Origin of the sequence: Acinetobacter indicus CIP 110367, assembly GCF_000488255.1 — a bacterium.
Classification (GTDB): Bacteria; Pseudomonadota; Gammaproteobacteria; order Pseudomonadales; family Moraxellaceae; genus Acinetobacter; species Acinetobacter indicus.
The window spans coordinates 69,899-93,984 of the sequence record NZ_KI530758.1 but is presented as its reverse complement, the minus strand read 5'-3'; the positions used below and the strand labels follow the sequence as shown (position 1 = coordinate 93,984).

The window sequence follows — 24,086 nt, the reverse complement described above, 5'->3', positions numbered from 1 at the left end:
TTAAACCTCCTGACGTTTGTTTTCTGGATCATAAAATGGTGCTTTGACGACTGTTGCCTGCACTATTTCACCTTTTTCGACACGGATCGGAAAAGTCTGACCTTCTGTACTTTGATTGATTCCCACATAAGCCATGCCAATAATTTTGTCTAAGCTTGGTGAGTACTCACAAGACGTGATATTGCCCGAAATATTTTCACCTTCTAGTACGATATGTCCTTCCAACGGTTGAGTCTTATTCTTATCGAGTACAAAAGAAACCAGTTTGCGTTTTAAAGGCTGCGAGGCCAGAATTTCGATCGAACGTTTACCGACAAACCAGGGTTTTGATTTTGCTACTGCCCAGCTGAGATCGCATTCCTTCGGATGAGTCATGCCATCGGTATCCTGGCTAATGATGATATGGCCTTTTTCAAGACGCAGTAGACGTTGAGTTTCTACACCAAATGGCTGCATATTCCATTCTTTGCCTGCCTCCATCAACAGATCCCAAACAAATTCACCATAACGCGCTGGATAATGAATTTCATAGCCCAATTCACCTACAAACCCGACACGAAGCAGACGGACAGGGATGCCTTGAATTGTGCCCAGTCTTAAGCCCAGATACGGGAAGGCTTCATTACTAAAGTCCACATCGGCACATACTTTCTGCATCAATGCACGAGACTTGGGTCCTGCGACATTCACCGCAGCAAATGCCGTGGTCACATTAGTAATATCAACATTCAGACGCCACTGTGCATTCCATTTCAGCATCTGCTGGTAAATACGGTCGACACCGCTGGTCGTCGCTGTGACATAGAAATGCTGCTCACTGATGCGACCAGCGACCCCATCATCAATCACTACACCATCTTCTGCAGCCATCACAGCATAACGGGTTTTGCCTACTGGTAATTTTGCAAAAGCAAAGGTATACAGACGATTCAAGAACTCAGCACTGTCAGCACCGCGTATTTCTAAACCACCCAGGGTGGAGACATCAATGATGCCTACATTTTGACGCACGTTCAGTGCTTCACGTTCAATATTTTTCAAACGCTGCTCTGCAGGACCATAGAATGCCGGACGTTGCCAGTTACCTGCAGGCATCATTTTCGCACCGAGTTCTAAATGACGTTGATGCATTGGAGTTTGACGATATGGATCAAAACCACGACCCGCAATATGTGCCAGTTTTTCGGCAGTAAATGGAGGACGGGCTGTGGTCACGCCTGTTTCACTCACACTACGATCAGTGTATTTCGCAACTAAACGTGCAGTTGGCAAGGCTGAATGACGGCCTTGTGATGGTCCCATACCAACAGTCGAGAAACGCTTAACCAGCTGTACATCACGGTAGCCGCTCTTGGTTGCATTAATAATATCGCGGATTTGCAGATCTTCATCAAAGTCGACAAATTCTTTACCTTTAGGATGTGCAAACATCGGCCAAGGGAAATTGACAGACGATTCAATGAAGCTCAGCTCTTGAGCAAATTGTGATTTTTCTTGGATAGACCGTATGACATTCTGTGCAGTATGTTCTGCATCTTTGAGGACATTCTCAATTGCATGTACACCGTGTACAGAACCTGTGATATGTAAACCTTTTGGCAATCCCGTGATACTAAACTGGGCACGGCGGTCATCATAGCTTAGTTTAGCACCTGCCTGACACAGTAGCTGATACACAGGCATATAGCCTGATGACATCACCAGTACATCACATTCCAGATAAATTGAGTCTTTCGCGACCTGCCCTTCAGCAGTAATCTGCCGAATTTCCACACCAGTAAGATGCTGCATGGCACGATCATGTTGTGCTTCATACACTGTACTGCTGTAATAACATTTGATTTTAGCCGATACAGCCTGCTGTAATGCTGCATCGGCGGCACCTGCACGCATATCAACCAGAGCCTGAACTGCAATACCGGCGTCTAGCAAATCCAGTGCAGCAAAATAACCATCATCATTACCGGTCAGAATGACAACTTTCTGACCCGGTTTTACAGCATATAACTTGATTAATCGCTGTACAGCACTGGTTAAGATGACACCCGGCAAATCATTATTTCTGAAAACCACCGGCTGATCAAAACTGCCACTCGCCACGATGCACTGTTTGGCACGGACTTTATACATGCGTTTACCTTGGATCACGGGCAGATAATGATCCGTGAACCAGGCATTACAGACGGCTTCTTTCAGTACTGTGATATTGGCATGCTGCTCAGCTACATTTATCAATTCGTCTCTTAATTGGTTTGCTCGCTGCCCTGCTATGTCAAAACGTGCATAGTTCAAACTGCCACCGAGTACTTTTTCCTGTTCAATCAGTAATACTTTCAAACCGGCATCGGCTGATGTAATCGCTGCTTTCAACCCTGCAGGACCTGCACCAATCACAGCAACATCCGTAAATAAGTATGCCTTATCATAGTATTCCGGCTCGAAATTCAGATCTAGCACACCTAGTCCGGCTTTTTTACGGATCATCGGTTCCCAGAGTTTCCACACACCTTTGGGTTTATAGAAAGAACGGTAGTAAAAACCCACTGGCATAAATTTAGAAAACTTACCTAAAAATGCATCTGAGTCTTTTAATAAAGAACCTGAATAGTTTTGACCTGAAGAAGTCGTAATCGTTTGAATATCCGTACAATCTGCCAATACGTTTGGTTCTTGTGGTAGCTGGATCAAGGTATTTGCATCCTGTCCTGCCATTGTCAATGGTGCACGTGGACGGTGGTATTTAAATGAACGCGACATGATCCAGCGTCCACTAGCAATTAAAGCACTGGCAATGCTGTCACCAGCAAAGCCACTGAAACGCTGCTGATCAAATTCAAACTGCACTTGATGATCACGGTCAATCAGTAGCCCATAAGGTGCAGGAAGTCTGTCTAAGCCTATTTTTGTCATGCGCCTACCCCTTGTTGTAATGCAGATGTTGTCACCTGCGCTTCATTTGTAAATTCAATACGTTTATTAAAAATTTGTTTTGGGTCATAGGTACACAGAATCTCATCTGTCGCGGTATGCCGTTCTGCAATAAACCAATAGCTACTTGGTGTATGCATCCACCACTCACGTACCACGCCAATTAAATTGTCTTTATTAAATACATAGTCAGCCCATTCCTGATCCGTACAAGTGTTCTGATCGGGCATCTCACGCACTTCTCCGCCATAGGTAAATTCACTGATATTACGCGGACCATTCAGAGGACAAATCATTATTTTCATGGCATATCTCCTTAGTGGCTCGCTGCGGTTGCGCCCATTTCATTGACTTGTTGGAAGCGGCTAAAGCGAGATAGTTCAAATGGTTTGATCAGTTCTGGTGTCTTACCAGTAGCCACCAATTCAGCCATGGTCTTGCCGCAAATTGGTGTTGACTTAAAGCCCCAGGTCCCCCAACCCGCATCTAGGTAATAATTGTCATACGGTGACTTACCCATAATTGGACTGTAATCTGGGGTCATGTCGGTAATACCCGCCCATTGACGCATCAATTTGACATTGGCCATAAACGGGAACATTTCAATCGCATGTGCGAGCAAACTTTCTTTTAAATCAAGTGTTGAACGCGTGTTATAAAGTGGGTATGGATCCGAACCACCACCAAAAACAATTTCACCTCGACTGGTTTGCTGTACATAGCAATGCAGTGCGGATGAACTGACTAACGGATTAATGAATGGCTTGAATGGCTGAGAAACCATCGCTTGCAACGGGAAGGTATGAATTGGTGAACGAATATGCAGTTTGTTCATGAGCAAGCTTGAAGCACCAGCAATCGCCTGTACCACACAGCCACATTTCACAGTACCGCGATTGGTTTTGACTGCAGTGACCTGATTGCCTTGAGTCACAAAATCTTGCACTTCAGTTAATTGGTGAATCTCTACACCACGTTTAGATGCCCCTTTGGCATATCCCCAAGCCACTGCATCATGTCGAGCTGTAGCACCATCAATATGCCAAAGACCAGCCAATACTGGTAAATGTGCCGGGTCCAGATTTAAACAGGGTACCAATTCCTTAATCTGCTGGCGATCAATCAATTCAGTGCGTCCACCAAAGTGTTTATTCACTTCAGCACGCTGACGAAAAGCGCGTACAGTAGAATCTGTATGTGCCAGTGTCAGCTGACCACGCTCGGAATACATGATGTTAAAATCAAACTCATTCGAGAGATTCTTAAACATGTTGACCGATTCAGAATAAAATTTAACCCCTTCTGAAGTCAGATAGTTTGAACGGATTACTGCTGTGTTACGGGCAGTATTTCCGCCACCTAAATATCCTTTCTCCAACACAGCCACATTAGTAATGCCTTCATATTTAGCTAGGTAATAGGCCGTTGCCAGTCCATGTCCCCCCCCCCCAATAATGACCACGTCATAATGAGATTTCAGTTCCTTCGGTGGAGGTAAATCCACTTCAACTGGATATTCACTGCTTAATCCGTATTTAAGTAGTCCAAGTGGCATAGGTTTTCCTCCAAGGTATCTCTGATACCTGTTTTATTTTTAAAATATTTTTGTCTGCAATCTGGCTGCATCGAGTGTATTTTTCATGAGATAAGCAATCGTCATGGGTCCTACACCTCCAGGTACGGGTGTAATCGCTTTGACCTTATCAATGACTGCCTCATAATGGACATCGCCTACCAAACGGTTTTTGCCATCCACTTGAATACGGTTAATCCCTACATCGATCACGACCATGTTCGGATTAACATAACTTTCGTCAATCATGAGCGGACGACCAACTGCAGCAACCAGAATGTCTGCCTGCTTGCAAATATCCTGAATATTTTTGGTTTTAGAATGCACAATGGTGACTGTACAACTTTCTTTTAAAAGCAAGGCCGCCATCGGCTTACCCACGATATTAGAACGCCCCACCACGACAGCATTCAGACCTGTTAAATCCGGCCCCAAGGTATCTTTCAGTAAACGAATACATCCCGTTGGAGTACATGGAGTGAGGACATCACGCCCCTGACTCAAGCCACCGACGTTTTCACTATGGAAACCATCGACATCTTTTTGCGGATGGATACGTTCTAATACAGCAGTTTCATTGATATGTTTGGGTAATGGCAGCTGTACCAGAATGCCATGCACACTGGCATCTGCATTCAGTTCATCAATTTTTTCCAGTAATACCTCTTCCGCCGTATCAGCATCCATACGGAACTCTAAAGAGCGGATATTGACCAGCTGAGCTTTCTCAACTTTATTACGTACATAAACGTGGCTCGCAGGATCATCACCGACCAATACCACGGCCAGACAAGGTTCAATGCCCTTTTGTTTAAACTGCTGTACTTCAGCTTTGACTTCTTCCAGTACCTTTGCTGCAGTTGCTTTACCATCAACAATTTGGGCAGAAGTTTGTAGGTTTGCACTGATATTCATTTAAACACCACCGTACGGTCATCATTTAAAAAAACACGATGTTCAACAAAATATTTAACTGCTTTGGACAGCGCGACAGTTTCGGTGTCCCGACCGACTGCCACTAAATCATCCGGTAAGTAGGCATGATCAACACGCTGGACTTCCTGCTCGATGATCGGACCTTCATCCAAGTCAGCCGTCACGAAGTGAGCTGTAGCCCCAATCAGTTTTACGCCTCGTTCAAAAGCTTGGTGGTAAGGTTTAGCCCCTTTAAATCCTGGTAGGAAAGAGTGATGGATATTGATGGCACGGCCAGCAAGCTGCTTGCAGAGGTTGTCGGAAAGGATCTGCATATAACGGGCAAGAATCACCAGTTCGGTCTGGGTTTCATCGACAATTTTGAGCAGTTCTGCTTCCTGCTGTTCTTTCGTATCTTTGGTGACTGGCAGGTAGATAAAGCGAATGCCTTCACGTTCTGCGATTGGGCGCAGATCTAGATGGTTTGACACAATGGCTGTGATTTCAAAATCCAGCTCGCCTTTATGATGACGGTAAAGCAGATTCAATAGACAGTGATCAAACTTGCTGACCATGATGATGACTTTCATCGGCTTGGCACAGTCGTAAAAATTTGCCTGCATATTGAATTGGGCTTTGACTGCTTCGAAACCTTGTTTTAAGTCTTCAATATCTCCATTCCCTTGGTTAAAGCGAAACACAATTCGAGTAAAAAACTGACCTGTGGTTTCATCATCGTATTGTGCCATTTCACTGATATAACACTGTTTTGCTGCCAGATACCCACTAATTGCTGCCACAATGCCGGAAGTAGCGGGACAGGTAATTTTTAAAATATATTGCGCTGAATCTGTGTTTAACATGGAAACTTCCCTTAAAACTTTTTCAATCATGTCATCTGAATGGTCTAGCCTTACTTTCCTAAAAGGAAAATAAATTTCTTTAAGGGAATTTATATTGGATTTTTTTTAAGCTGTCTATAGTTTTATGAATATTTTTTTCTTGTTATGAATATTTTTTAAAATTAAGAAGCTGAGTGCGGCATCCTCATGCCGCACTCAAGAACGATTCAACATAAAACATCAACTTTGTAATATTGCTTTAATTGCAACAAGCTCTGGAATGGTTGTGTCGACTGTAATAACTGATTCAAACGTTCATGGAATAGATGAACAACCCCCTGTGTACATTGCACCGTCCATGCCTTCATGGTTTTCTTGTGATCATTCAGCATGTAGATTTCACAGGTATTTTCATTCACCATACGGATATTCTTTATTGTGAAATGTTCTGGATAACTCATATTGTGTTCTCCTTGGTTATACATGGTTCTATAAGCAATATATGCGCCAAACTTAAATGTGCTATTTGCCCTCCTTTTTTTACTCTTAGGAATAAAATATGCCTAATAAAGGTTCATTCTTTTTAAAAGTTGCACCATAGATAAACAAGATCATTCTGTTGTGATCTTCATTAGAATTAAACCACTTAAAATCAGGATGGCTGCTAAAATACGGACTGGATGTGCTGACTCTCCCAAAATGATGATGCCCACAAGAAAAGAGCCTACAACCCCAATGCCTGCCCAGATGGTATAGGCTGTGCCCAAAGGCAATGAACGCATGGAATAGCTCAATAAGGCAAAACTTAGCATGACAAAAAATAAGGTAAGAACTGTTGGAATAATTTTGGTGAAGCCTTCAGAAAGTTTCATGGAATAAGCCCAGACAATTTCCAATATTCCCGCAAACAGCAACACAATCCATGCCATTATGATTCACCTGTTCTACTCGATATAATTCAGTCTTATATTGAAAACAGCAGAACAAAAAGCCTATACCTCTTAAGACATACCTCAAAAAATCAGGACAGCTTATCCCTAAGCGATATCGACAATTATCAATCAGCTTCTATAGTGAAATCTGTAAGTTAAAAAAGTTTTCTTATTTTCCGCAGATTTTCTTGAGGAGAAACACCATGTCTAAAGACACTGCCAAACAGTATGTTTTAAAGATCCGCTGCCCTGCTACTTCCGGCATTGTGGCAGCAATTAGTGGGTATCTGGCAGCAAAACAGTGTTATATCAGTGAAATGGCACAATACGATGATGAAACCACAGGTCAGTTTTTTACTCGAATTGTGTTTCGCTTTAACCAAGGGAATGGAGATATTGAAGACTTAAAACAAGGTTTCGAAGCAGTCAAAGCCCAATTCAATATGCAGGCAAATTTTTACGACTGTGCCAAGCCGATGAAAGTCATCATCATGGTCAGCAAGTTTGATCACTGTCTATTGAATCTGCTTTACCGTCATCATAAAGGCGAGCTGGATTTTGAAATCACAGCCATTGTGTCAAACCATCTAGATCTGCGCCCAATCGCAGAACGTGAAGGCATTCGCTTTATCTACCTGCCAGTCACCAAAGATACGAAAGAACAGCAGGAAGCAGAACTGCTCAAAATTGTCGATGAAACCCAGACCGAACTGGTGATTCTTGCCCGTTATATGCAGATCCTTTCCGACAACCTCTGCAAGCAGCTTGCTGGCCGTGCCATCAATATCCATCACTCTTTCCTACCAGGATTTAAAGGGGCTAAACCTTACCACCAAGCTTTTGAACGAGGCGTAAAACTGATTGGGGCTACAGCTCACTTCGTGACGGCTGACTTGGATGAAGGTCCGATCATCGAGCAGGAAGTCCAGCGTGTTGATCATGCCTACTTACCGGATGATTTAGTGGCAGTCGGTCGGGACACCGAAACTGTCGCGCTGTCCAAAGCAGTTAAATATTTTGTTGAACATCGTGTTTTTCTAAATGATGACCGTACGGTGGTGTTTAAATAACTTGATCGAATAAACCTAGTTTTTTCTTAAAAATGTCTTTTATTTAATATACTTACCTGATTAGAAAAACATAAATAGGCATTAATATTGCTTAACTTTTACACAATATTATGTGATTAAGGGGATGAATATGAAATTAATTACAGCAATCATTAAACCTTTCAAGCTAGATGATGTACGTAATGAACTCTCTGCGCTTGGAATTCAGGGGATGACTGTCAGCGAGGTCAAAGGTGCTGGTCGACAAAAAGGTCATACAGAAATGTATCGTGGTGCAGAATATAACATCGAGTTTCTACCGAAAGTGAAAATTGAAATTGCTGTGCTAGAAGATCAGTTAGATGTGGCCATTGAAACCATCAGTAAAGCAGCGAGCACTGGAAAAATCGGAGATGGAAAAATCTTTATCACTACGCTCGAACAAGTTATACGTATCCGTACAGGTGAAACTGGAAATGAAGCGATCTAATTTCTAGGTCATGTAAAGCTGTCGACGGACAGCTTTTTTATTACATTATTTTGAGCGATCAAAAAAAACCTGCTTAATAGCAGGTTTTTTTAATCAACTTCTATCTCTAGCCTTTTGCTGTACGTTTTAGCTTTTGCGGATCATCAAATGGTAAGGTGTGGGTGATGGCATCCACTTCCAAACTTCCTTTGACCTGGATCGTTTTTCCTTGTACAGCATAATCAACATCGACACGGGCAATCGCAACCGATTTTCCTGAAAGTGGTGAATACATGCCGCAGGTAATCACCCCAATTCTTTTGTCCCCATCCCAAAGTGTATCTCCCATCTGGGAAGCCTGATGACCTTCTAGCAATACACCAAAGATTTTAAAGCGTTCTTTGCCCTGTAGACGACGATGTTCATAGCAGCCACGGAATTCCCCTTTAGTAGGAGAAACCGTAAAGTCTAGCCCGAGCTCCCAGAGTGTATCGCCACAATTGTCATTTTCAAATGGGAAATATTCGGAGTTATCATATGGGAAGAATAGTAAGTAACTTTCGGTTCGCAACCAGTCTAATGTGGTAAATGAACAAGGAATAATGCCATACGAAGCGCCTTTCTCCAGAATAGTTTCCCAAATCATCGGGGCATCAGCCGCCTTGCAGAAAATCTCATAACCGCGTTCACCGGTATAACCCGTACGGGAAATCATGACCGGAGCACCAAACAGTTTGGTCTGAATATGATGGAAATATGGCAGATCACGAATTCCCGGCATATACTCAGCCAGAAAATCGACGGCAAGAGGTCCTTGCAGAGAAAGATCATGTAAATCATCATCAAACAGTACTGCGACCTGACGTCCAAGCGCTGAGCGTACCAGCATTTCATGGCCAATTCCCGTCCCATGCACGACCATAAATGCATTTGGTCCAGTGCGATAAATCACGCAGTCATCGACAAACTTGCCCTGCTCATTCAGCATGGTGGCATAGACTGATTTACCTGGATACAGTTTTGATATATCTCGTGTAGTTGCATATTCCAGCAAGCTTTCTGCATGCGGACCGACATAGTGAACTTTTTTCAGACCAGATACATCCATCAGGCCCGCTTTAGTACGGATCGCCATATAATGATCAGTAATATCACTGTCATAAGTCCAGGCTGTACCCATCCCATTCCAATCTTCTAGTTTGGAACCCAGCTGACGGTGATGTGTTGCAAGAGCAGAAATACGCCAAGAGTTTGCCATTCGATTAGATTCCTTAAATAAATGATTTCTTTTTGAGTTGATGAAAGTTAATTTTTGTCTGAATCAAATTGACTCAGCCATTGCACGAGAGGCTCTCGGTATTCACTAATGCCTTTATAGTCAGCAATCGGCTCTGGCAAATCACGGATTACACGGTGCAGTCGCTGAGCCCAAGCTGGATTGGTACACAGATCATTCAGGCTGATCAGATAGGTCCGAATACTAAATAGCAGTGCATTGCTCGGTGCCAAGCGTGGCATCATCTGTAATTCGACACGCAGATGTAGCATATGACCGGCATTTTCAGCTGTAACCAGACCACGTTCATGTCCCCAAAGATGATAGGTTTCAGATGAGGTATCCATACGTGGGTTGACCGTCATGGTCCAGTTCAGACGGCGATAGGGCTGCCCGACCTGAATATTCAGCAAAAATTTTAGCGCACGGTCAAAAACCCCTAGATTATGTGCGAGCTGCGGCACTGGGGCATGCCACTGCTTAAAGCTCATGCCGGCATCGAAATTCAGTGACCAATCTGCAGGTCCCGTGATCATGCCAGCATCCATAAACAGGTCGCCATCACGTTGATCCAAAATCGCCACATCTCCCTGAAATTGGCGACTGATGAATTCAAATGGATGCATTGGCAAGGTTGCTGTGTCACCAAAAATAAACTGCTGATCAATATTCAATGGCAGATTGGTCCAATGCCAATGATTACCCTGTTTATCTAATTGGAAGTATTCAGGATAGTCTTTTGAGTAATGCTCCATAACCATCGCCAGGAAATCCCAGCTGGCCTGCAACATATGCGGCATAACGATGCAGCGTTTCGGATCCTGTTCCAGGGTTAATCCGCGTTCATTCATTTCCGTAACATAATGTTCATCTATATCAAACCAATGCTCGAAAATAGTCCCCGGCTTCGAGATTGCTGGCTCGATATTCACCGAATACATGTAAGAATCTTCAGGAAAAGGAAATGGAAAACGTTGAATTGCCTGCTGACTGTTGTAATAGCGAAACTGTTCATGCATGTCTTCATTCGGATTAAATTGTATGGTCATCGCATTTTCCCCTTTTCTATAGATCCAGATGGATACACTGCCCAGCTTGGGCACGAGATACACATGGCATGAGTGAATGTTGTTGTTCTTGTACACTCAGATAATGATCGAGATGCTCTACCTCTCCTTGGCTATAGCCTGTGACACACTGTCCACAAACACCGCCACGACATAGGTTTGGAATCTGGATATCACATGCTTCTAGTGCTTCCAGCATGCTGAAATCACTTGGCACATGAATCTTTTTGTTGGATTTACTTAAGTAAATCTCGAATGCCTGTCCTGGTGTAGGAGAATTAAAGGCTTCCCAATGCACTCGGTTCGGTGACCAGCCTAATTTTTTGGCTGTGGTGATCACTGCCTGGATCAACCGCTCTGGCCCGCAGATATAGACATGGCTATTCAGATTCTGTTGACTCAGCAGTTGTTCAATATCCAGGCGTTGCTGGGTTTTTTCTGAATAAATATGAACCTGGTCCTGAAATAGATATCTCAGGTCCTCTTCATAGGCATTACTGATCCCATCGCGGCAAGCATAATGCAGTTCAAAACTGTCTCTAGCATGTAGCATATAGCGCATGTGTGACATAAATGGAGTTATTCCAATACCACCAGCAATAAAGACATGATGCTGGGCCTGAGAATGTAATGAGAATAAATTCAGAGGAGCAGAAATCTTGAGCTGGTCTCCAACCTTAACTCGTTCATGCAAATATTTGGAACCGCCACGAGACTGTTCCTGCAAACGTACTGCAATTTTGTATTCATATTGATCATAAGGATCATTCATCAGGGAATAGGCGTTACGCAGCACCCGATCTGCCAAAGGCAACTGGACGACAATATGGCTACCGGAAGAGAAAGGCAGCAATTCCTGCTCAGTTGATTCAAAACTGAATTCACGGATCACGGGGGTAATCTGCTTGATCTGTTTGACACGCACTGCAACTGTTGAACTCATGATGCCACCCCCATCGGATCATGGGCATTCGCACATACGCCCATATACGCACCCAAACGCTGTGAAAAATGAGTCCGGATATACAGATGTACCTGACAGTGTTCACAGGTACAGAATTCTTGCTCTTCTGTCTGTTGCTGGTGTCCGCAATGTACACAATAGACGTTACGTTTTTGTCCTGCCTTAATATTCAGAATCAGGGTCATTTCTTCTTTCAGGCAACCGAATGTCTGCAAACATTGATGAGTCATCCAGATAAAAGATTCACTCCCAATCACCACACTATGAATCCCGGCTTTCTTAGCCTGCAGGGCTTGTGTCACTGCATTCAGGAAATCTGCAAGTGCCGCATCGTCCGTTTGATTCTGCACAATGACCTGTATAGGTGAATCAACAGGAATCAGACCTGATAGCTGGTGGATCAGTTCATCATCCTGCTGCTCGAGCAAAACCAGATAACCAGATGCTGAAGTTTTTATATCCGTATAGTTTTGATAGTTTGGAGTACTGAACATGGCAGTCGACATACACTGAACCCATCCAAAAAAATGTGATAAAGATTTTTTAAAGGAATATACAGACCGGTACTATTCCCTAAAAAACATACTCCATTGGAGGTAACATTTAATGAGATCAGGTTGTAGAAACCAGATTGATTCATAAAAAAAGCAGAGCCTAGAGAGATGGCTCTGCCAAAAAGGAAAACTGCCGCGATTTAAAATGGATGGATGATTAGCCTACTTTTTGCTGTACTGGTGCAAGCTCCTGCAAATAAGCTTCTAATGAGTCATCTAACGCTTGCAGCCAAGTAGTATGATGAGGTGCTGCCATGGTTCCGGTCATTAAGGAACGGTAGGTATGGTCACGGAAGGTCATAATATTTTCCTTCTTATGCTGCTTCCATGCCATAAAGGTCTTTCTGACGCCTTCAATATCAAAGGTAGGATAATCGGTCTGCTCAATTAGGCGCATGATATAGTCACCCTGGAATTTATACATGGCATGGACATCTTCCAATGTTTGTTCCTGTTCATGCCAGACCTGCGTATCCGCCTGCATTTCCTCCAGATTGGGTAATTGAATCCGACCTAACATGACATCTCTTGCATACCAGGCTTGGGCATCAAACATGTTGAATGAATACCATTGATCCTGCATGCCCAGGTAAAACAGTTGCGGGTTTTGTTCCCAGACAACCCCCTGATACAAATTTAATGGATAAAGAATATTATTGGTTTTCAGTCGCAGGGATTCTTCCAGAAATGGGAAATGATGTAAGTAACCTGTACATAAAATAATGGCATCCACAGCTGTTGAACTGCCATCTTTGAAATAGGCATGAGTCTGATCGACATGCGTTAACTGTGGACGTTCTGACCAGTTTTCTGGCCATTTATAGCCCATTGGGGCAGTACGGTAACAACTAATAATATTTTTGGCACCATATTTATAGCATTGTGAGCCGATGTCTTCTGCTGAATAGCTGCTGCCCACAATCAGGACATTTTTATCTTTAAACTCTAAGGCATCTCTGAAATCATGCGCATGCAGAATACGCCCACCAAAATGTTCAAATCCTGGAAATTCAGGAATTTTTGGGGTAGAAAAATGCCCTGAAGCTACGACGACATAATCAAATTGTTCTGTATAAATACGATCCTTTTCATAGTCTTGTACCGTCACAGTAAAGAGTCTGGTGGTCTCATCAAAACTGACAAAACGAACTGCAGTATTGAAACGTACATATTGGCGAACATTGGCTTTCTCTACACGCCCTTTAATATAATCCCACAACACTTCACGTGGCGGATATGACCCGATTGGACGACCGAAATGCTCATCGAAAGTATAGTCTGCAAATTCCAGACACTCTTTTGGGCCATTCGACCAGAGATAGCGATACATACTGCTATGTACCGGTTCACCATGCTCATCTAGACCTGTATGCCAGGTGTAATTCCACTGCCCGCCCCAGTCGGACTGTTTTTCGAAACACACCATCTCAGGAATTTCAGCGCCTCTGGCTTGGGCAGACTGGAAGGCTCTGAGCTGTGCCATTCCGCTTGGTCCTGCCCCTATAATTGCAACACGTGTCATGGTCTTATCTCCATGTAAGATGAATAACAAGCAACGCTTTGCAACTAACTTAGCCTGAGTTTTTTGTTCCGATAATTCCTCAGAATGGGTACGCCATTATGTATAAAATTTACGCAAAATCAGAATATTTCCGCCTGTGTCTGAAACACGATGCCATCGATACCCAGAACCATGCCACTTTCAGAGTAAGCTCCCTGACCAATTTCCTGTACCCAATGGGTCTGGTTTTCTGCCACATTCAGACGATAACGAATATGGAAACAGCCATGCCGCTGTAATGCCTCCTGAATATTGTTCCAGACATATTCCCTGTCATCCTGATGAATGAGCTGCCCATACAGTGGGCTATTGATCAGTTCAGCTTCAGTATGTCCGGTAATCTTCTTGCAACCTTCACTGACATATTCCATGGTCCAGTCACGATTGTTACGCGAACGGTACAGCATGATAGGCATACGTGTCAGGATGCCTTTCAATATCCTTTGCCGTGCATCTTTCAGATCACGGGCCTTGATCAGATCGGTCTGTTCACAGGCCATCATAGACCAAAAATAACGTGGAACATGCCAATCCATCATCTGGATTTTCTGCATTTTGACTTCAAACCATGCCAGATGCTCCGCATCCTGAATCAGGCGGATATGAATAGGGTGGGAAAATCCCGATTGCATTGACCGGATAAATACGTATAGGTCTTCCGGATAAATATAGTGATTTAAAATCGTAGTTGTATTCCGACTGAAATTTTTCCAAGCTGCGTTACAGCGTAAAATATTCAGCTGATCATCAAAAAAAATCACCGGCTCATTCAACTGGTCAAAAACAGGTGTCCAATATTCATCTGGCTGATCAATTTTCTGCGCTTTCTGTTTTTGTAGCATCATTCCTTACATCACTATTCAATATTAAATTCTGAGCTATTCAGGTTCTGATGCACCCAGACCGATAGCTCCAGTCGTGAATGTACATTGAGTTTACGCAATAGGTTTTTGACATAGACTTTTACCGTACCGTCGCTAATTCCGAGTTCGCGAGCGATCAATTTGTTATTCAACCCCTTAGCAATCAGTCTTAAAGTCTCCTGTTCACGCTGTGTCATTTCATTCAGAAGATGAGCATGAGGCTGCTGCACCGATGTCCTGGTCATTGCCGTATCCATTGGCATTTGCCGGAACTGCTGAGCCAGAATATGCACACTGCGCTCCTGTAAAACTGTCTTGCCAGCATAGACCTGCTGTAGGTTTTCCAGAATAACTTCTGGCAAAGTATCTTTGGCCAAAAAGCCCTGTGCACCATAACGTATGGCATCTAAAACTGCCTGATCATCCTCACATGCAGTCAGCATGATGACTTTTAACGGCAGTGGATATTCCATCAGTTTCTTCAGTACCTCAATCCCGGACATATCGGGCATCTGGATATCCAGCAATAAAAGATCGGGACAGTTCTGCTCGCAGTGATCTAAAAAGTGCTGACCTGAGGAATATTCCTGTAGCAATTCAAACTGCCCGGAATAGCGTATGATGTCTGCCACACCGCGCCTGAACAGGGCATGATCATCGACAATACTTACCTGAATCCTGTTCATGATTATTCTCCACCTTTTAAATTCAGTGTCAGCTCAACACAGGTGCCCTGTGGCTGTTCTGGATAAATCTTTAAAATAGCGCCAATACGCTCCGCACGTTCCTGCATGATGTCTAGACCAAAACTGTCTTTGCGTTTTCTATGTAAATCAATCCCTTGCCCATTATCAGAAATACGGACCTGTAATTTTTGCTCCTCAACATGCAGATAAATTCGTGCATAGGAGGCATGCGAGTGGCGCACGATATTACTCAGGCTTTCCCGAATGATGTACAGCACCTGTACCGAATGTCTAGGCTGGATGTTGATATGATGAGCACGGTGATCCAGCTCAAAGACAATACTCGACTGCTGTTCAAATTCCTGAATCACTTTTTTTAGCGCCTTGATAAAATCCAGCTCCTGGGCCAGCCTCGATGCCGTAATCAGTTCACGTACCTGCTGGTAGGCATAGTGGGTATAGTTAGAAATGTCCTCTACCTGCTCGATGAGCTCCTGATAAGCAGGCTGCTTGCACTGCTGGTAAAGCTGTGCAGACGTTAGCCTGAGATATCCCAGGATTTGCGCAATACTGTCATGTAGGTCTGCAGAAAAAGCCCGACGTTCCTGCTGTAATATGTCCTGCATATATCGGTGCTGTTGATCCCTTTCCTGAAAGCCTTCACGGATACACCGATCTAGCAACATGAAAATAGGATGATTGATCTGCTCTAGATCTTGGACATCTAAATAGATCCGCCATACGAGAAAGTCCTGCCCAGTGAACAGCAAGTTTGCTATATGCTGATCAATCTTCAAATGCTGTAAATTTTGTTCATCATTGCTTCCTGATGACAATGGCAATAAAACCTGTTGGATCTTACGAAGAGTTTGGGACGACAGACCAGTCTCCACAGCATGATAAATAAAACATTCCTGTGAAAACGGATAACAAGTCACAATGGCGAATTCTGGTGCATTTTTCAAAGGCTGAAGCCCTTTCAAAGATGCAAGACAGTGTGGCAACTCACTGCTCAGATGGCGAATTCTGCTCAGCTGATTTTTAAAATGTAAGCAACGAGTTTCAAATTTTTGTATTGCAAGTTCTTGCTGTAATTGCGTCACCTGCCATGATGCACTGTTTTGCCTCTGTTCTAATAATGCATCCATCTCATTTGCTGTCATTGCTGCACTCATAAATATCCATCAATTAAATGCCTTGCAATTATTCTTCATAGTAAATTTTCTTGAGCATGAATCATGCCAAAATTCTCTTATCTCTAGAGAGGTATTCCCTCCGGGAAATAGCTGCAGCATGAAAAAAAGGAAAAGATAACTGTCAAACACTTTATCTGATCAGGTGAGATCATGGAGCATTTATCAGTACTCCCTGCTGAACCATTCAGCGATGAAATTATTCATTTACAGCCACCTATTCATATCCTACAAATGCAGATCGCTGCACAAAGACTGAATCGTTTTCAGCTGGATGAAAATGATGAAATGGTTCTAGAAGCTGCAAATGGAAGTGTCGAGCTCTTGGTTTTGGATCAGGATGGACACCCAGCTTTGGAAAAGATTGATATTCTTACGCCTGCCACCTATCTAATGACCAGCGCACAGCACACCTTGGCGCAACTTCAGCAGGAAAGCCACACCGCCCATGCATTGCAAAAGCAGTTTGATCAGTACCAGCTCTGTACACAGCATTTGCAACAAGTCTCTTGCATTGAAGGTTTTGAAATACTCAAAATAAAAGCAAAGACTGCCGTTCAGGTCTTTGTGTTGAATACCGGTCCAGATCTAGATATCACCAGCCCTGCCTGCCTGGATGAAATCAAAGTCATCATTCACAAAGCCCAGCCAGTTGATGCCTATTTACCGGAACCTTTGGCAAACCCTGTACAAGAGATCCATGTTCCCCGTGCCTCTGCACGAACCTATCACGTCAAAAAAGGGCAATGGATCCAGATTATTGACGTATCAGGAAAACAGTGCTCGGACTTTCTGGCTTTTGATCAGCAGGCGCTGGAACAAGCTCATGAAATCGGTCTCGATGCCGTTGCCACTAGAACTATTCTGGGTCAGAGTACACCTAGACCTGGTTTACATTCACGCTTTTATGGCAGTGATATGCAAAGCATGGTCGAAGTAATCCAGGATACCGTGGGCCGGCATGACATGTTTCTAACTGCATGCAGCCCCAAGTTTTATAATGACGCTGGATATTTTGGTCATATTTCCTGTACCGATAATTTTAATCAGGTGTTGAAACCTTATGGTATCGCAGCACGTGATGCCTGGCCGGCGATTAACTTCTTCTATAACACCTTTGTTCAGGATTGCGGCAGCATCGGCCTAGATGAACCTTGGTCCAGACCAGGAGATTATGTGCTGTTACGCGCCAATCGCGACCTGGTCTGCGCCAGTTCTGCCTGTCCGGATGAAATTGATCCATCCAACGGCTGGGTTCCTACCGATATCCATGTCCGTATCTATGCAGAAACCGAAGAATTTAAACGCTCACAACATTATCGGATACATCCTGAGGAGCAGCCAAGAATGACCATGACATCCGGATTTTATTCACGTATTTCCGCCCTGACCTCCAAAATCAGTGAGTACAAAGGCTACTGGATTGCCAATGAATATGATGGCTGGGGAAGCGTTGCCGAATATCTGGCCTGCCGAGAACGGGTCGCCATGCTGGACCTCAGCCCGCTACGTAAATTTGATATTTCAGGTCCAGATGCAGAAGCTTTTTTACAATATGTCCTGACCCGCAACGTACGCAAACTTGCCATTGGGGAAATCGTGTATTCCGCTTCCTGTCTGGAAACTGGAGGAATGGTCGATGATGGCACCCTGTTTAAAATGAGCACACAAAATTTCCGTTGGATTTGTGGTGATGAATATTCAGGTACCTGGCTTAAACAGAAAGCCAAGGAACAGGGCTTTCGGGTCAGTATCCGCAATGCCTCTACTCAGATTAATAACCTCGCTGTACAAGGTCCAAAAAGTCGGGAATTACTGGCAAAAATCATCTGGACACCAGAACATCAACCAGAGATTGAAAAACTGGCCTGGTTTCACTTTACTTTGGGCAAGCTCGGCGGTCCAACGGGTATCCCACTGATGGTTTCACGTACTGGTTATACAGGAGAGCTGGGCTTTGAGGTCTGGTGTCATCCCAATCATGCCGAACAGCTCTGGGATACTATCTGGCAGGAAGGCCAACAATACCAAATCGCACCCATGGGGTTCGATGCTTTAGATATGTTAAGGATTGAAGCGGGCCTGATCTTTGCTGAACATGAATTCAATGCACAGACCAATCCATTTGAGGCAGGCATTGGGTTTACTACCCCCTTAAAAACCAAAGAAGATGATTTTATTGGCAAACAAGCCATACAAAACCAGAACCCAGCCAGTCGCCACAAACTGATGGGACTGATACTGGAAGGCAATGAGCCCGTCCATCATGGTGATTCTATCTATGCAGGCAGGTATCCTGTTGGTATTGTCACGAGCAGTACGAACTCACCGTTATTAAAAAAACAAATCGCGATGTGCAGACTGGCACCAGAATATGCCCAGGTCGATAAAGAAGTTCAGGTCGGTCAACTAGATGGTCATAAAAAGCGTCTGAATGCCAAAGTGGTCAGCCTGCCTTTCTATGATCCCGAGCGTAGCCGCGTACGCTCCTAGTCACAGTTCCCCTAAACCAAACGAAGAGAACCTGGCCTCGGCTGGGTTCTCTTCACTCTTTAGCACTTATACCGCCAACGTTCACAACAATAGGCTAAGCATTTTTATATATTCTAAAAATTATACTTTTAGAGATCTCGTAAAGAAGAGTGTAGCAAGTTGCTACACTTTTTCATTTTTCTGAACTAACTCTTTCAGGAAGTTCTCAAGCTGCTGTAAGCTTGCTTCATCAATTTGTGAAATATTTAGTGAGACTTTTAGTTGTTTATCACTAAGCTTAATATTTCCAGCAACCTTACCTGCATATTCTATTTTTCTAACGACTGAGGCGGTCGTGAGCTTATCTGAACCCTGACTAAATAATTTTTCCGCATATGCTGCTGCCTTAGTCTGTTCAAGCTTTTTATCTTTAACTTTTTCCCAAGCTTTAAGGAGTACTGTTTCAGCTTCTGAAAGCTGCTGAAGATGATCTGATAGGAACTTTTTGAATGCAGTAGCAGCAGTACGACCCAGTAAATTTGGCTCAGCATCTAAATCTTTTAATATCACTTCAGGTAATTTTTCATAAGATAGGTATTTATACATATCTTCACGATTTAAACCGAGAGACTTAGCCAAACGTTGTTTGTTTTTCTTTAATTTCTCATCTAATGCATTCAGACCAACAAAAATTTCATAATCCGTCAAATCCTGGCGTTTTAAATTCTCAGCAAGCGTCAATAAGGAAGCTTCATCATTATTAGCATCAATAATGATCGCTTCAATAACTGTTTTACCGAGTAACTGATGCGCACGTAGACGACGTTCACCAGCAATCAGTTCATATTTCAAATTATCAAGTTTACGAACAGTAATTGGCTGTAAAAGTCCTACTTCTTCAATAGAATCAGCTAGTTCTTTCAGCTCTAGTTCGTCAAATGTTTTGCGAGGCTGATTTGGACTCCTACTGATATCTTCAATTGGAACATTACGCCGAAACTCCTTCAATTCCTTAATATTATCTTTCTGTGCTTGTTGATGTTTCTGCGTATTCTGTTTCAATTTCTGAGCTAAAAGCTCTTTCGTGCTCGCCATAATATTCTCAGATTTTATACTTTAGCCACAATTTCAGATGCCAGACTTTCAAATGCCTTACGCACTTTTGAGCCTTTTTCAACTTTCAAAAGTGACTGCTGCAAAATTGCTGCCTGGTTAACTTTGGTACTTTGAGGAATAGTTGTTTCTAAAATTTTTCCAACTTGCTTCAAAGCTTCATCACGAATCAATTTGCAAACATTTTGGCGTTCATCATGTTTGATCAATAATGCCCCTAATAGTTTGAGATCTGGGTTAATACGCTTAATTTTTTCAAGATGGTTTAGAAGGTCTGTTACCCCATAAAGACCATATTGTGATCCTGATTCAATGGGAATGATCACATGGGTAGATGATGCTAAAGCATTACTGGTCAATAATTTTAGGCTAGGTGGACAATCAATAAGTATAAAATCGTACAGATCTTTCAGTAATTTTAGTTTGATTGCGAGTTCTTCAGAGGGACGTGGTGCTTCTTCTTTAAGCTGGTCTTCGGTTTTTCCCAAATTCAGGGATCCGTAAATTAATGATACATTATCAAAATTGGTTTCTTCTTGTAAGGCATCAGCTAGCAAAGAAATATCACCCACGAGTAATTCGGCCGTTGTAACAGCCATTTCACTAGGATGTTGAACTCCAATATGCAAACTTGCATTTGCTTGTGGATCTAAATCAATAACTAGAACTTTGTTGCCCAAGTTTGCAAGTTCTGATGCCAAATGAACAACTGTTGTTGTTTTACCACACCCACCTTTGTGATTGGCAACAGCAATAATTTTTGCAGACATACGTGTCATATGCTTCCGTATTCGAATGTTAGTTAATATAAATAACTTTCACTAAACTTACTATAGTTTTTAAATTTATAAACCCTGTTTGTTCAGATGTAAAACAACTTAAAAATTAAATTTTTAGTTAAGCTAGCTTAATTAAAATTAGTATAATTATATATTTAGCTAATTAATAATTAGAGCCGTTTTTTTGATTTAAAAAACAGTAACTTATGATTTTAAGAGTGGAAAGCTTGTCATCGAAAAGTGGAAGGTTTGTCACTTAAAAGTGGAAGACTTGTCATCGAAAAGTGTAGTAGTTGTCACTTAAAAGTGGAAGGTTTGTCATCGAAAAGTGGAAGACTTGTCACTATAGTGGAAAGTTTGTCATGCATTAATTAAATATAGTGATTTTTTTAAATAAAATATAATAAAAACAATCTTTTATTATGTGGATAAAATCTTTATTTTCCCTTTCATTGGTGGAAGATTTGTCATTTATCTTAGTTTTGTTGTGGATAACTTAAAATTATCTAAAAAATTATTGATGATTATATACTCTTTCCTCTCCCTCGCTGATTAAGTAAAGGTGGAAGCCTTGTCACATCAGTGTTTCAATTCTAAACAAATAAGTTATAACTAAGTGTTGAATAGGTTGAAATCTATCTTATTGTCGATTTTATTTCCTTAAAAGTGGAAGATCTGTCATTTATTAGTGGAAAAAAATGCTATTTTCCACTTATGTGATCGAATTGATCCTTTTATGCACCTTTTTGATGACAAACCTTCCACCTTTGCATTGTTTTGGTGAAAGCCTTGAAAGATTTTCCACTTTTGTATATAAAATCATAGTCAAATTATAAATATCACGGTTATGACAGAATCCTATCCATTGCAAGAAGAATCGAACTATATCCCTTACTGTATTGGCAATATTCGCCATAATGGAGTAGTTAGTACCAGTAACCGCTTGATCCGTCCGATTGAGCTATCTGCGAATGAATACAAAGCTCTTCTGTATGCAATGGCTGTAGCTAATTATGGAGAAAAAAATAGCGTAGACCGTGAAATTACTGAACAGACCTATATATATTTGTACAAAGATGATCTTGCTGATCTATTAGGCCTTAGTAAACGTAATTCAATTAATGTGGCAATTGACCGGATTTACAAAGAGCTTTCGTCAAGAGTTGCACATTTTATTATTGAAGAACCTGCTGACGATGGTAAAAGAAAGACCAAAAAAGTACATTCTGTAGTGCCTATCATTCGAGAGTTGCGATGGGAAGATGATTCAAAAAATGCCATACAGATTCGTTTTACCAGTGAAGTTCTACCATATTTTACTCAACTTGCTGGAGGGAATTTCACAACCTATCAGCTCAAACATCTATTTGCATTAGATTCTGTAGCAAGCATGAGTTTATATACTTACTTTATCAAAAATGAATTTAAGTACACGAATCAAAAAAGTTATGAAATTCCACTACTTTTGGAAAATCTTAAGGCCATCATTGATATTAATGAAACAAAGTATGATCGCTGGGTAGATTTCAGACGTTATGTTCTAGATAAGATTGTGGCAGAAATTAATGAAAATACTGATCTACAGTTGGAATATGAAACAATTAAGAAAGGACGTCCCATAGTAGGTGTAAATTTCAAATTACAACACCGTATTGCTGAAAAGAATGTTAGTGATACTCTAACAGTTGAGAAAATTTATTTAGATGTAGCATTTGAAGATAACGCTCTTGTCAAAGAGCTGGGTGCAAAATTCGATACTAATGTGCGTTCCTGGTATATTTTTATTAATGATGAAAAATACAATCAGTTCAAGAAGTGGTTCAAAAAAGTTGGATGTTTAACTGATTCTCAAGCCAATATTGTAGTTAACGATACTTTATTCCAGATGGATTTTGCTGAAATCGGAATGAGCCTGAATGATTTCAAACGTAATATGAAGCACAAGTTGAAAAATAATCCTGAATTTGTACAAAGTATTCGTGATCGTTTAAATGATATTTTCGGTAAAGAAGTGATTTAGAAAAAAAGTGTAGCAAGTTGCTACACTGAAGAAATAATCTATTTATAAGGTATAATGGATTAACAGGGCTGCTCCTGAACACAAATGCAAATAGGTAATGAGAGCGTTCTAAATTCTGTGTCAGCTTAATTGCCTAGAGTTTAATTATATGAGGAGCACTGCTCCGCAAGTGTCTACTTTCAAAGTAAATCGATCACTGTAGATGATTTTCCCCCAATTTTTACGGGCATCGTCCATTTTTCAGAAGCCTGTTGAATACCAATATACAGCAATTTCAGCAGGCTATTTTCATTCGGAAAAGCCCCTTTGTTTTTTGTCAGTTTTCTGAATTGGCGATGTATTGCTTCAACCGCATTGGTAGTATAAATCGGCTCCCTAACTGCTTTGGGATATTTGAAATAGGCACTGAGTAAATGCCATTTTTCACGCTATCAACGAATGACTTTCTTGTATTTATCTTCCCATTTGGCTTCCAGCTCATCTAGCGCCATTTTAGCTGCCTGCTTGATATCTGCTCGGTAAACAGGCTGCAGATCTATCATAAAAGCTTTTTGATCCTTACTGGCCACATAAGGCAAGCTATTGCGGATTTGGTGAATAATGCAACTGTACTTCTGTCTGCGGAAATATCGTAGCAATTGCTTCAGGGAAGCCTTTAAGCCAATCAATGCAGGCATCAGGATGTCTTGTATGCCACGGTTCTGCAAATCTATGAGTACGCTGAGCCAATAATTATCACCTTCACTTTCTGACAGGTAAAGACCCAGCGGTTCTTTATGGCCTTCGGTATTTAATCGGCACTGTTGCAAATAGAGATTTGAGTCGATGAA

The 24,086-nt window shown here is 42.0% G+C and carries 21 protein-coding genes and 1 pseudogene; 4 read left to right on the top strand and 18 right to left on the bottom strand.

The genetic code is table 11. The features are described from left to right. From P253_RS14170 to P253_RS14140, 7 genes are all read right to left on the bottom strand, one after another. On the bottom strand, nt 1-2,910 hold the full coding sequence (locus tag P253_RS14170; RefSeq protein ID WP_016658788.1) for a glycine cleavage T C-terminal barrel domain-containing protein: 2,910 nt from the start codon (nt 2,908-2,910) through the stop codon (nt 1-3). Beyond that, nucleotides 2,907-3,233 (bottom strand): sarcosine oxidase subunit delta, encoded by a 327-nt coding sequence (locus P253_RS14165; RefSeq protein ID WP_016658789.1) that lies wholly within the window; start codon nt 3,231-3,233, stop codon nt 2,907-2,909. Before P253_RS14165 ends, P253_RS14170 begins: the two co-directional genes overlap by 4 nt. Nucleotides 3,234-3,244: 11 nt before the next feature. After that, nucleotides 3,245-4,483 (bottom strand): FAD-dependent oxidoreductase, encoded by a 1,239-nt coding sequence (locus P253_RS14160; RefSeq protein ID WP_016658790.1) that lies wholly within the window; start codon nt 4,481-4,483, stop codon nt 3,245-3,247. A 39-nt stretch (nt 4,484-4,522) separates the two neighbouring features. Next, a complete protein-coding gene (locus tag P253_RS14155; protein WP_016658791.1) occupies nt 4,523-5,416 on the bottom strand; it encodes a bifunctional 5,10-methylenetetrahydrofolate dehydrogenase/5,10-methenyltetrahydrofolate cyclohydrolase in 894 nt (297 codons plus the stop codon). Beyond that, nucleotides 5,413-6,279, bottom strand: a complete 867-nt coding sequence (purU, locus tag P253_RS14150; RefSeq protein WP_016658792.1) for a formyltetrahydrofolate deformylase — start codon at nt 6,277-6,279, stop codon at nt 5,413-5,415. Before purU (P253_RS14150) ends, P253_RS14155 begins: the two co-directional genes overlap by 4 nt. Before the next feature lie 206 nt (nt 6,280-6,485). Beyond that, nucleotides 6,486-6,719, bottom strand: a complete 234-nt coding sequence (locus P253_RS15930; protein ID WP_016658793.1) for a hypothetical protein — start codon at nt 6,717-6,719, stop codon at nt 6,486-6,488. Between the two features lie 150 nt (nt 6,720-6,869). Further along, on the bottom strand, nt 6,870-7,187 hold the full coding sequence (locus P253_RS14140; RefSeq protein WP_016658794.1) for a DMT family transporter: 318 nt from the start codon (nt 7,185-7,187) through the stop codon (nt 6,870-6,872). Between the two features lie 206 nt (nt 7,188-7,393). Between P253_RS14140 and purU (P253_RS14135) the strand changes: the two genes are divergently transcribed. Continuing rightward, nucleotides 7,394-8,260: a formyltetrahydrofolate deformylase gene (gene purU, locus P253_RS14135; protein WP_016658795.1), complete on the top strand. Its 867-nt coding sequence runs from the start codon at nt 7,394-7,396 to the stop codon at nt 8,258-8,260. 130 nt (nt 8,261-8,390) lie between these two features. Beyond that, complete coding sequence (locus P253_RS14130) at nt 8,391-8,729, top strand: P-II family nitrogen regulator (RefSeq protein ID WP_016658796.1); 339 nt, start codon at nt 8,391-8,393, stop codon at nt 8,727-8,729. 106 nt (nt 8,730-8,835) lie between these two features. Here the strand turns inward: P253_RS14130 and P253_RS14125 are convergent, their stop codons facing one another. The 8 genes from P253_RS14125 to P253_RS14090 all read right to left on the bottom strand — a co-directional run bounded on the left by P253_RS14125 (nt 8,836) and on the right by P253_RS14090 (nt 16,515). Beyond that, a complete protein-coding gene (locus tag P253_RS14125) occupies nt 8,836-9,966 on the bottom strand; it encodes an aminomethyl transferase family protein (protein WP_016658797.1) in 1,131 nt (376 codons plus the stop codon). A gap of 47 nt (nt 9,967-10,013) precedes the next feature. Then, nucleotides 10,014-11,033, bottom strand: a complete 1,020-nt coding sequence (locus P253_RS14120; RefSeq protein WP_016658798.1) for a heme-dependent oxidative N-demethylase family protein — start codon at nt 11,031-11,033, stop codon at nt 10,014-10,016. 16 nt (nt 11,034-11,049) lie between these two features. After that, nucleotides 11,050-11,994, bottom strand: a complete 945-nt coding sequence (locus tag P253_RS14115; RefSeq protein ID WP_016658799.1) for a PDR/VanB family oxidoreductase — start codon at nt 11,992-11,994, stop codon at nt 11,050-11,052. Beyond that, nucleotides 11,991-12,521, bottom strand: coding sequence for a dimethylamine monooxygenase subunit DmmA family protein (locus tag P253_RS14110; protein ID WP_016658800.1), 531 nt, complete (start codon nt 12,519-12,521; stop codon nt 11,991-11,993). The genes P253_RS14115 and P253_RS14110 overlap by 4 nt, the downstream gene beginning before the upstream one ends. A gap of 205 nt (nt 12,522-12,726) precedes the next feature. Continuing rightward, complete coding sequence (locus tag P253_RS14105) at nt 12,727-14,091, bottom strand: NAD(P)-binding domain-containing protein (protein WP_016658801.1); 1,365 nt, start codon at nt 14,089-14,091, stop codon at nt 12,727-12,729. Between the two features lie 119 nt (nt 14,092-14,210). After that, nucleotides 14,211-14,975, bottom strand: coding sequence for a PAS domain-containing protein (locus P253_RS14100; protein WP_042119772.1), 765 nt, complete (start codon nt 14,973-14,975; stop codon nt 14,211-14,213). An 11-nt stretch (nt 14,976-14,986) separates the two neighbouring features. Next, nucleotides 14,987-15,679, bottom strand: a complete 693-nt coding sequence (locus P253_RS14095; RefSeq protein WP_016658803.1) for a response regulator — start codon at nt 15,677-15,679, stop codon at nt 14,987-14,989. A gap of 2 nt (nt 15,680-15,681) precedes the next feature. Further along, complete coding sequence (locus P253_RS14090) at nt 15,682-16,515, bottom strand: sensor histidine kinase (protein WP_228130551.1); 834 nt, start codon at nt 16,513-16,515, stop codon at nt 15,682-15,684. Between the two features lie 510 nt (nt 16,516-17,025). Here P253_RS14090 and P253_RS14085 point away from each other — a divergent pair. Then, complete coding sequence (locus tag P253_RS14085; RefSeq protein WP_016658805.1) at nt 17,026-19,365, top strand: DUF1989 domain-containing protein; 2,340 nt, start codon at nt 17,026-17,028, stop codon at nt 19,363-19,365. 162 nt (nt 19,366-19,527) lie between these two features. On the opposite strand, the gene P253_RS14080 is transcribed toward P253_RS14085, so the two are convergent. Both P253_RS14080 and P253_RS14075 read right to left on the bottom strand, forming a co-directional pair. Beyond that, the gene (locus P253_RS14080) at nt 19,528-20,439 is read right to left on the bottom strand and encodes a ParB/RepB/Spo0J family partition protein (RefSeq protein ID WP_016658806.1); all 912 of its coding nucleotides are present in this window, start codon (nt 20,437-20,439) and stop codon (nt 19,528-19,530) included. Between the two features lie 14 nt (nt 20,440-20,453). Further along, complete coding sequence (locus tag P253_RS14075; RefSeq protein WP_035363640.1) at nt 20,454-21,227, bottom strand: ParA family protein; 774 nt, start codon at nt 21,225-21,227, stop codon at nt 20,454-20,456. Nucleotides 21,228-22,083: 856 nt separating this feature from the next. Here P253_RS14075 and P253_RS14070 point away from each other — a divergent pair. Continuing rightward, nucleotides 22,084-23,256 carry a replication initiation protein gene (locus P253_RS14070; protein ID WP_016658808.1) on the top strand — a complete coding sequence of 391 codons (1,173 nt, stop codon included), beginning with the start codon at nt 22,084-22,086 and terminating at the stop codon, nt 23,254-23,256. Between the two features lie 179 nt (nt 23,257-23,435). Here the strand turns inward: P253_RS14070 and P253_RS14065 are convergent. Next, nucleotides 23,436-24,065 (bottom strand): annotated as a pseudogene (locus tag P253_RS14065) (IS256 family transposase). Nucleotides 24,066-24,086: the final 21 nt, after the last annotated feature.

Bases quoted from the DNA above. Each gene is read 5' to 3' on its own strand.
- P253_RS14170 (WP_016658788.1), bottom strand. From the start codon at position 2,910: ATGACAAAAATAGGCTTAGACAGACTTCCTGCACCTTATGGGCTACTG.
- P253_RS14165 (WP_016658789.1), bottom strand. From the start codon at position 3,233: ATGAAAATAATGATTTGTCCTCTGAATGGTCCGCGTAATATCAGTGAA.
- P253_RS14160 (WP_016658790.1), bottom strand. From the start codon at position 4,483: ATGCCACTTGGACTACTTAAATACGGATTAAGCAGTGAATATCCAGTT.
- P253_RS14155 (WP_016658791.1), bottom strand. From the start codon at position 5,416: ATGAATATCAGTGCAAACCTACAAACTTCTGCCCAAATTGTTGATGGT.
- purU (WP_016658792.1), bottom strand. From the start codon at position 6,279: ATGTTAAACACAGATTCAGCGCAATATATTTTAAAAATTACCTGTCCC.
- P253_RS15930 (WP_016658793.1), bottom strand. From the start codon at position 6,719: ATGAGTTATCCAGAACATTTCACAATAAAGAATATCCGTATGGTGAAT.
- P253_RS14140 (WP_016658794.1), bottom strand. From the start codon at position 7,187: ATGGCATGGATTGTGTTGCTGTTTGCGGGAATATTGGAAATTGTCTGG.
- purU (WP_016658795.1), top strand. From the start codon at position 7,394: ATGTCTAAAGACACTGCCAAACAGTATGTTTTAAAGATCCGCTGCCCT.
- P253_RS14130 (WP_016658796.1), top strand. From the start codon at position 8,391: ATGAAATTAATTACAGCAATCATTAAACCTTTCAAGCTAGATGATGTA.
- P253_RS14125 (WP_016658797.1), bottom strand. From the start codon at position 9,966: ATGGCAAACTCTTGGCGTATTTCTGCTCTTGCAACACATCACCGTCAG.
- P253_RS14120 (WP_016658798.1), bottom strand. From the start codon at position 11,033: ATGACCATACAATTTAATCCGAATGAAGACATGCATGAACAGTTTCGC.
- P253_RS14115 (WP_016658799.1), bottom strand. From the start codon at position 11,994: ATGAGTTCAACAGTTGCAGTGCGTGTCAAACAGATCAAGCAGATTACC.
- P253_RS14110 (WP_016658800.1), bottom strand. From the start codon at position 12,521: ATGTCGACTGCCATGTTCAGTACTCCAAACTATCAAAACTATACGGAT.
- P253_RS14105 (WP_016658801.1), bottom strand. From the start codon at position 14,091: ATGACACGTGTTGCAATTATAGGGGCAGGACCAAGCGGAATGGCACAG.
- P253_RS14100 (WP_042119772.1), bottom strand. From the start codon at position 14,975: ATGATGCTACAAAAACAGAAAGCGCAGAAAATTGATCAGCCAGATGAA.
- P253_RS14095 (WP_016658803.1), bottom strand. From the start codon at position 15,679: ATGAACAGGATTCAGGTAAGTATTGTCGATGATCATGCCCTGTTCAGG.
- P253_RS14085 (WP_016658805.1), top strand. From the start codon at position 17,026: ATGGAGCATTTATCAGTACTCCCTGCTGAACCATTCAGCGATGAAATT.
- P253_RS14080 (WP_016658806.1), bottom strand. From the start codon at position 20,439: ATGGCGAGCACGAAAGAGCTTTTAGCTCAGAAATTGAAACAGAATACG.
- P253_RS14075 (WP_035363640.1), bottom strand. From the start codon at position 21,227: ATGTCTGCAAAAATTATTGCTGTTGCCAATCACAAAGGTGGGTGTGGT.
- P253_RS14070 (WP_016658808.1), top strand. From the start codon at position 22,084: ATGACAGAATCCTATCCATTGCAAGAAGAATCGAACTATATCCCTTAC.